This window comes from Hydrogenimonas thermophila, assembly GCF_900115615.1.
GTDB classification, from domain to species: Bacteria; Campylobacterota; Campylobacteria; order Campylobacterales; family Hydrogenimonadaceae; genus Hydrogenimonas; species Hydrogenimonas thermophila.
On the sequence record NZ_FOXB01000062.1, the window covers coordinates 1 to 8,904 of the forward strand.

The 8,904-nt window shown below is 33.2% G+C and carries 10 protein-coding genes; 9 read left to right on the forward strand and 1 reads right to left on the reverse strand.

The genetic code is table 11. The annotated features are described in order from the left end of the window. The 9 genes from BM227_RS12840 to BM227_RS12035 form a co-directional block, all read left to right on the forward strand. Positions 1-322, forward strand: a 322-nt coding sequence (locus BM227_RS12840) for a hypothetical protein (RefSeq protein WP_218147960.1), incomplete at its 5' end; no start/stop codon positions are given. Between the two features lie 132 nt (positions 323-454). After that, positions 455-1,363, forward strand: a complete 909-nt coding sequence (gene cysD / locus BM227_RS12000; protein WP_092914183.1) for a sulfate adenylyltransferase subunit CysD — start codon at positions 455-457, stop codon at positions 1,361-1,363. 43 nt (positions 1,364-1,406) lie between these two features. After that, a complete protein-coding gene (cysN, locus tag BM227_RS12005) occupies positions 1,407-2,867 on the forward strand; it encodes a sulfate adenylyltransferase subunit CysN (protein WP_092914184.1) in 1,461 nt (486 codons plus the stop codon). 43 nt (positions 2,868-2,910) lie between these two features. Beyond that, complete coding sequence (gene cysC, locus BM227_RS12010; RefSeq protein WP_092914186.1) at positions 2,911-3,636, forward strand: adenylyl-sulfate kinase; 726 nt, start codon at positions 2,911-2,913, stop codon at positions 3,634-3,636. Next, positions 3,633-4,229, forward strand: a complete 597-nt coding sequence (gene cysC, locus BM227_RS12015) for an adenylyl-sulfate kinase (protein ID WP_092914187.1) — start codon at positions 3,633-3,635, stop codon at positions 4,227-4,229. Before cysC (BM227_RS12010) ends, cysC (BM227_RS12015) begins: the two co-directional genes overlap by 4 nt. Positions 4,230-4,445: 216 nt before the next feature. Beyond that, positions 4,446-5,318 (forward strand): 3'(2'),5'-bisphosphate nucleotidase CysQ, encoded by an 873-nt coding sequence (cysQ, locus tag BM227_RS12020; RefSeq protein WP_092914189.1) that lies wholly within the window; start codon positions 4,446-4,448, stop codon positions 5,316-5,318. 96 nt (positions 5,319-5,414) lie between these two features. Next, positions 5,415-7,088 carry an AAA family ATPase gene (locus BM227_RS12025; RefSeq protein ID WP_092914190.1) on the forward strand — a complete coding sequence of 558 codons (1,674 nt, stop codon included), beginning with the start codon at positions 5,415-5,417 and terminating at the stop codon, positions 7,086-7,088. 61 nt (positions 7,089-7,149) lie between these two features. Continuing rightward, positions 7,150-7,695: a Uma2 family endonuclease gene (locus BM227_RS12030; protein WP_092914192.1), complete on the forward strand. Its 546-nt coding sequence runs from the start codon at positions 7,150-7,152 to the stop codon at positions 7,693-7,695. Positions 7,696-7,797: 102 nt separating this feature from the next. Further along, positions 7,798-8,556: a nucleotidyltransferase family protein gene (locus tag BM227_RS12035; RefSeq protein ID WP_092914193.1), complete on the forward strand. Its 759-nt coding sequence runs from the start codon at positions 7,798-7,800 to the stop codon at positions 8,554-8,556. A 50-nt stretch (positions 8,557-8,606) separates the two neighbouring features. Here the strand turns inward: BM227_RS12035 and BM227_RS12040 are convergent. Continuing rightward, on the reverse strand, positions 8,607-8,904 hold a 298-nt coding region (locus BM227_RS12040; RefSeq protein ID WP_143089746.1), incomplete at its 5' end, for a transposase.

Sequence of the window (8,904 nt, forward strand, 5' to 3'; positions counted from 1 at the left end):
AACATTTATGACTTCATATTTGATAGCCAATTTTAGAACTACTGCCGAAGATTTTTATAATAAAATAATCTCTCATTGGAGAGTTGAAACCTACCATTATCATTTAGATATGCTAATGGAAGAAGATGAACATATTGCCTATAAAGAGCCTTTTTCTATAGCAATACTAAGGTCTTTTGCACTAAATCTATTTCAATTATTTCATAATGCACATAAAGATAAAAAGCTACCTACTGGTAAAGCTACAATGGCAGAAATTAAAAGGACTTGCAAATATGACGATTACTTTACAGCCCAGCTTTTTGAGCAAGAATATGTTTAAGGTTGGTTTTAAATTTCATCGGATTTGGCTGACCTTAACACCGAACTCCAACCAAATTAACCATCATCAAAGCCAAATCAAAATAAAATTCAACACTTAATTACTATCTCTAAAAGGCGGAGTATTTAAATAATGACAGAAAACAGACTAACCCACCTAAAACAATTAGAAGCCGAAAGTATTTATATTTTAAGAGAAGTAGCAGCAACTTTTACAAACCCTGTTATGATGTACTCCATTGGTAAAGACAGCTCCGTAATGTTGCACTTGGCAATGAAAGCTTTTTACCCTGCAAAGCCTCCATTTCCACTTTTACACGTTGACACTCTTTGGAAATTTAAAGAGATGATCGAATTTAGAGACAGACGTGTCAAAGAGCTTGGAGTTGATTTGGTAGTTCATACAAACCCTGAAGGGATTGAGATGAACATTAACCCTTTCGTTCACGGCTCAAAGGTGCATACTGACATTATGAAAACACAGGCTCTAAAACAAGCACTAAACAAAGGTGGGTATGATGCTGTCATAGGTGGCGCAAGACGTGATGAAGAAAAAAGCCGCGCAAAAGAGAGAATCTTTTCATTTAGAGATAAAAATCACCGCTGGGACCCAAAAAATCAACGTCCTGAGCTTTGGAATCTTTTCAATACAAAGATCCATAAAGGCGAGAGTGTAAGAGTCTTTCCACTATCAAACTGGACAGAGCTTGACATTTGGCAATACATTTACCTTGAAAACATTCCAATCGTTCCACTATATTTTGCAAAAGAGCGACCAATAGTAGAGTATGAAGGCGCAAAAATAATGGTAGATGATGACAGAATGCCTAAAGAGCTTAGAGAAAAAGCAAAGATGCAGATGGTGAGATTTAGAACACTGGGGTGCTACCCGCTAAGTGGAGCAATTGAGTCAAAAGCATCTACACTGCCAGAGATCATAGAAGAGATGCTTCTAAGCAGAAATAGTGAAAGAGAAGGAAGACTTATAGACAAAGATCAAGAAGGCTCAATGGAGAAGAAGAAGATTGAAGGGTATTTTTAGGATGTTGAATTTTAGATGTTGGATGTTGGATTAGAAAGGGAGTATGTCTATGGAGAATAATAAAATGTTTACAGATATTGAAGTCTATCTTAAAGAGCATGAAAATAAAGAGATGCTTCGCTTTATTACTTGCGGTAGTGTGGATGATGGTAAATCAACTTTAATTGGTCGTCTACTTTACGATAGTAAGATGATCTTTGAAGATCAGTTAGCAGCTGTAAAAAATGAGACAAAAAAGTATGGAACCGTAGGAGAAGATTCAGAGATAGACTTTGCTCTACTCATAGACGGGCTTCAAAGTGAAAGAGAACAGGGCATTACCATAGATGTTGCCTACCGATTCTTTGCAACAGATAAAAGAAAATACATCATAGCAGATACCCCAGGTCACGAGCAGTACACTAGAAATATGGTAACAGGAGCCAGCACAGCAGATTTGGCAGTTATTCTAATAGATGCCAGAAAAGGTGTACTAACTCAAACTAGAAGACACTCCTTTTTAGTAAGTCTGCTAGGCATTAGAAATATAGTAGTTGCTATAAACAAAATGGACCTTGTAGACTACTCTCAAGAGACCTTTGACAATATAGTAACTGACTACAAACAGATGTATGATCAGTTAAAATTTTCTCTTCCATACAAAAACTTCCACCAAACTATAGACTTCATCCCAATGTCAGCACTAAAAGGTGACAATGTAGTAGATATATCATCAAATATGCCTTGGTATAAAGGAGAAGCTCTACTTCCATATCTAGATACTGTTACAATAAACCAAGGAGAATTTGAAGCCTTTAGATACCCAGTTCAATACGTAAACCGCCCAAACCTAGACTTCAGAGGCTTCGCAGGAACCATTGCATCAGGCTCTATAAAAGAGCAAGATAAAATCACAGTTTACCCATCAAAAAAAGAGTCAACAGTAAAAAAAATAGTTTCACCAGCAAATCCTGAACTTTTAACTCCTAACTCCGAACTCCAAAGCCTCAAAGAGGCTTTTGCCCTAATGGCTACAACTCTAACTCTAAATGACGAAATAGACATTTCAAGAGGCGATTTAATAGTAAAAACAGATGAAAAAGCTCCTCACTTAAGCGACAGTTTTGAAGCAATGCTTGTCTGGATGGATGAAGATGGACTTAAAGAGCGTGAATATATCATAAAAATCTACTCAAAAGAGACAAATGCAACCATTAGCAAAATACTCTTTAAAAAAGATGTAAACAGTTGGGAGAAGATAGAAACTAAAACATTAGAGCTAAATGACATAGCCCGTGTTCAAATAGACTTAACAGAAGAGGTGGCATTTGATCTATATGAAGAGAACAGAAAAACAGGAGCATTCATTCTCATAGATAAAATCACAAATAACACAGTAGCTGCCGGTATGATAGCAGGGACCGCTACCAGACAAAAAGCTAAAAGAGTCTATACAGAAGCAGAAAAAGAGTTAAATGCATACATAAGAAAATATTACCCTGAATGGGGATGTAAGGAATGTTGAATGTTAGATTTTGAATGTTGAATGGAAGTTTAAGAGGTGATTAGTGTATAAAGAGACTAACCTTCGCTCTATAGTCAAAGGCATAAGCTGGCGATTTGTAGCTACAGGTACAACCATCATAATTGTCTATACCTTTTTTGGAAGATTAGACTTAGCCATCGCTGCTGGTCTTTTAGAAACTGTTGCAAAAGTAGCTCTTTATTGGGCACATGAAAAGATTTGGCAAAAGATCAGATTTGGTAAAAAACGTATTGAACCTTTTAACCTATGGTTTACAGGTTTGCCACTCAGTGGTAAAACAACAATTGCCAATAAAGTCTATGAGAAACTAAAAAAGCTAGATATTCCTTTAGAGCGTATCGACTCAAAAGATATTCGTGAACTAATTCCAAATGCAGGTTTCAGCCGTGAAGAGAGAAACCAGCATATGAAACGCATAGGGCATCTCATACAGACACTTCAAAATAACTCTATCTCAACAGTTGCATCATTTGTCTCACCATACAGAGAGTCAAGAAAAGCAATCAGAACAATGGTTAAAAACAACATTGTAGTCTATGTAAAAGCAGATATTGAAACCTGTAAAAAGAGAGACTACAAAGGTGTTTATGAAAAGGCTCTAAAAGGAGAGCTAAAAAACTTCACAGGCATAAGCGATGTTTATGAAGAACCACAACACGCAGAGATAGTTATAGACACAGAAACCACCACACCAGATGAAGCCGCAGAGATGATCTTTCAGTATGTTAAAAGGAACTATATAAAATGACATCTAAAAATATAGTATGGCACGATCATAAAGTAACTAAACAAGATAGATCTTCTATAAAAAAACAAAAACCTGTCATCCTATGGTTTACTGGCTTAAGTGGAAGTGGTAAAAGCACTATTGCAAATGCAGTAGAAACAAAACTATATAAAATGGGCAAACATACCTACCTTTTAGATGGCGACAATATTCGTCACGGTTTAAACAAAGATTTAGGATTTAGTGAAGAAGACCGCATAGAAAACATTAGACGCATAGGTGAAGTAGCTAAACTGTTTGTAGATAGCGGTTTAATAGTTCTAACCGCTTTTATATCTCCTTTTCAAAAAGATAGAGATCAAGTAAGAAACTTGGTAAATGATGAAGAATTTATTGAAGTTTACGTAGATACACCTCTAGAAGTTTGTGAACAAAGAGATCCAAAAGGCTTGTACAAAAAAGCAAGAGCAGGAGAAATTCCAGACTTTACAGGCATCTCATCTCCATACGAACCACCTAAAAATCCGGAGATTCATATAAAAAATGATGAAGTAGCAGTAGAAGAGTGTGTAGAGAAGGTAATAGAATATTTAAAAGAACATAAGTATATTTAGGGAGTTAGGAGTTTAGAGTTCGGAGTTAGGAAATTAGAACAATAAATGGGGTCAGAGGTTTACTTTTTCAAAAAATATATCGACTAAAGCCGATTTTACGGAAGAATCAATAATCGTAACGTCGGCTTTAGCCGGCATATATTAACATGAGTTCAGAGTTCAGATTTCCTAACTCCGAACTCTGACCCCCCTAATTCCAAACAGAAAGAAGAAAAAATGCAAACAACTAAAGATAAAACACTACAAAACATAAACATCTTAGAAGTAATAAACATAGCCTTAAAAGCAGGCTCTGCTGTAATGCAAATTTATAGAAAAGATTTCACAGTAGAGTATAAAGATGACAAGTCACCACTTACAGAAGCAGATAAAACAGCTCATAAAATTATAGTCGATGGTTTGTCTAAAATTTCACCTTTTCCAACTCTCTCTGAAGAGGGGAAAAACATACCATACGAAGAGCGAAAAAAGTGGCAATATTACTGGCTAATAGACCCAATAGATGGAACAAAAGAGTTCATTAAAAAAAATGACGAATTTACCATAAACATTGCACTCATACATAAAGATACACCAGTTCTAGGTGTTGTACTTGCTCCAGCCATAAATGAACTTTACTATGCAAAAAAAGAAGAGGGAGCATATAAAGTAATGTTGGATAATGGATGTTGGATAATGGATGAAAAAGATTTACAGAAAGCTCAAAAGTTACCACTAAATAATTCAACATCCAATACTGAAAACTCAACATTAACAATAGTTGCTTCTAAATCCCACCTAAACCAAGAGACTCAAGACTTCATTGACAATCTAACATCTAACACTGAAAATTCAACATTCATCTCAAAAGGCTCTTCTTTAAAACTGCTAATGGTTGCAGAAGGAAGTGCCAATGTTTACCCAAGACTTGCTCCAACAATGGAGTGGGACACAGCCGCTGCCGATGCAGTTGTTCGTGAAGCTGGAAAAATGACATACGAATACAACCAACAATCTAACACTCAAGATTCAACATCCAACATCAAAAACTTTCCCTCTCTAAAGTACAATAAAGAAGATCTTCTGAATCCTTGGTTTGTTGTAAAGTAAGAGTGAAAATAAGCGGGTCAGAGGTTTACTTTTTCTCTTATAAAAACAGAAGTTCATATTTAGATATAATTTAAAAAACTAACCTGAGGTCAATATATGAAAAGAATTCCATACGGATTAACTGACTTCGTAAGAATAAGAACAGAAGATTGGTACTTTGTAGATAAGACAAGATATATAGAAGTTTTAGAGAATTACCCAGATAACTACGTAATGTTTTTAAGACCCAGACGCTTTGGGAAGACACTATTTTTGGCAATATTGGATGCATACTACAATGTACAATATAGAGATGATTTTGATCTGCTTTTTAAAGATACATACATCCATTCTCATAAAACTAAAGAGGCAAATAGTTACTATATGTTGATGTTTAACTTTAGTGTGGTTGATACTAGAGAAGTAGAAAGAAGTTTTTTGCATCATATTAAACTGAAAGTAGATAGTTTTATAAGAAGATATGGTTTTGATATAAAGATAGATGATTCTCCACTTTCAACTTTAGGTAATATTTTAGACTACTTCATTGAATACCAATCCAAAAATCTCTACATCCTCATAGATGAATATGACCATTTTGCAAACCGCCTACTCCTGCAAGATAGAAAAGAGTACCTAGATGTAGTAAGCCAAAAAGAGGCAGTATTTAAACAGTTTTTTACAGTACTAAAAGCAGGGACAAGCGGAAATAACGCACCAATAAAAAGAATGTTTATAACAGGCGTAACGCCAATGACAATGTACGATGTAACAAGCGGATTCAATATAGGAAGAAATATATCTTTAAACTCAGCCTTTAATGAGATGTTAGGACTAACTGAAGATGAAGTAAAAGAGATGATGGAGTACTTTAATGTCCCATCTAAATACTTTGAACTTGCAAAAGAGTGGTACGATAACTACCAGTTTAGTAAAAAAAATGATTCAAAGATTTTCAATACAGATATGATCTCTTACTTTGTAGAAGAGTATCATAAAGAGAATGAACTGCCAAGAGAACTAATAGACATAAACGTAAGAAGTGACTACTCCAAATTAAGAGAAGTGATCTACACAAACCAAAAACTAAACGGAAATTTCGAGACTTTAAAAAACCTAATAGCAGGTGATACTATAGAACTTGCAACAATTAAAACAGACTTTAGTGGCGCAAACTTTAAAGATGAAGATAACTTTAAATCACTTCTATTTTACTTGGGATTAGTAACCATAAAAGAGATAAAACTAAATACTATTCTTAAAATACCAAACGAAACAATAAAAAGAATAGACATTGACTTCCTAAAAGATTCTTTAGAATTAGAAGAGATGTTTGAACTAAATGTAAGTAAACTATCTTACCTACTAAAAGAGTTCGCATTAAACGGTAGCTTAGAAGTATTCAACTATTTAGCAGAAGAGATAAAAAGAAATACAGGCTTAAGAGACTACATACAAAATGAACAGACTATAAAAGCAATGTTTTTAGCATACCTCTCACTAACCCCATACTTTGTAGTAAAAAGTGAATTAGAACTAAATAAAGGATTTGCAGATATAACCCTAAAACCACTAAACCCATATGTAGAGTACTTCGGACTAGTAGAGTTTAAGTTTTACCATAAGAAAAATGAGAAACCAAACACCATTAAAACCCTAATATCTGAAGCAAAAGAGCAGTTAGATAAATATGAAAAAGATGAACTGGTGCAAAACTTCATAAGAGATGGGAAAAAACTTGTAAAGGTTGTTTTGGTATTTAGAGATTATGAGCTAGTGGAAGTACAGTAAGCGGGTCAGAGGTTTACTTTTTTGTAAAATATAGATTAGAAATTAATAAGCAGGAGATAAAATGGGGGTTTTAAAATTAGAAGAGATAGAGACTTATACTTATGATGATTATGTTAAGTGGAAAGATAGGTGGGAGTTAATAGATGGCTATCCATATATGATGGCTCCAATGCCTATGATAAAACATCAAAGAGTAAGTAACAAAATTGCACGACAATTAGATGTAATATTTGAAGATTGTACTAAATGTCAAGTACTTTTGCCAATAGATTGGAAAATATCAAACGATACAGTAGTCCAACCAGACAATAGTGTAATATGCCATAAACCTCTAAATGAAGCATACATAACAAAAGCTCCTAGAATCATTTTTGAAGTTTTATCCAAATCAACTGCAAAAAAAGATATGGGCATAAAATTTAATCTCTATGAAAAAGAGGGGGTTTTATACTATATTATTGTTGATCCAGATGAATTGATAGCAAAAGTATATAGGTTAAAAGATGGTAAATACATAAAAATTTGTGATGCTACAGATGAAGTAGTTGAATTTGATTTAAAAGAGTGTAAAGAGATAAAAAAGTTTGATTTTAGTAAGATTTGGTAATTAACAAAAAATAAGCGGTCAGAGGTTTACTTTTTAGAATTTAAAAGAGCATAAGTATATTTAGAAGTTAATGATGACAAAAAGTAGATTTTGGATGATTAAATGCGACTAACTACAACTGAACAATTATTGATATTGAAAGCTTTTAAAGAGATATTTAAAACTGGTAAAGTTTATCTTTTTGGAAGTAGGGTTGATGATACAAAAAAAGGTGGGGATATAGATTTATACTTAATTATTGATGAAAACATTAAGAATAAACATGAATTAAAAATAAAATTTTTAACAAAACTAGAGAAATATCTTGGAGAACAAAAAATAGATGTAGTTATAGCAAATAATACTGATAGATATATAGAACAGGTTGCATTAAAGGATGGAGTAATGTTAGATGAAAAAAATATAAAGATAGAGAAATATTTAAACGAATGTAAAAAACATAGTATAAGAGTAGAAAAGGCTTATAATAAAGTCAAAAATATTTTTCCACTTTCAGCCAAAAAATATGAAAATTTAAATGATGAAGAGATTGAAGCAATTGATCAATATCTTTTTAGATTTGCAAAGCTTCAAGATACTATAGGTAAAAAACTTTTTAGATTAATAGTATCGGAATATGTTGAAGATATAGAGCAATTGACTTTTATAGATATTTTAAATAAATTGGAAAAAATTGGTATTATAGAAAATGCAAATGACTGGAAAATATTAAGAAAAATTAGAAATGATATATCTCATCAATATGATGATGAACCACAAGAGATGGCAGAAGCTTTAAATAATATTTTTGCTCAAAAAGATGTTATTTTAGGTATATATAATGAAATTATAAAATATTATAACGAGAAATACGAGAAATAAGGAGACCGTTCAGAATTTTGTGTCAACATCCAATAGTTCCTAAGATTATATCATAGTTCAAGGGCTTCTTCGAGCCTACCTTCGAAAAATATAGCCAGTTGTGAAAGTGTCAGACTCCAGTTACGCATCGGCATTGTCCACTTTTTCTGTGCGTTCTGAATTCCCATATAGAGTAGTTTTAAAAGTGAATTTTCATTTGGGAATGCTCCTTTAGTTTTAGTTAATTTTCTGAACTGTCTATGTACAGATTCAATAATATTGGTTGTATAGATAATGCGTCTTATATCTGCTGGATATTTGAAGTAGTTGGACAAATTTTCCCACTTATTACGCCAAGAGGTAATAACA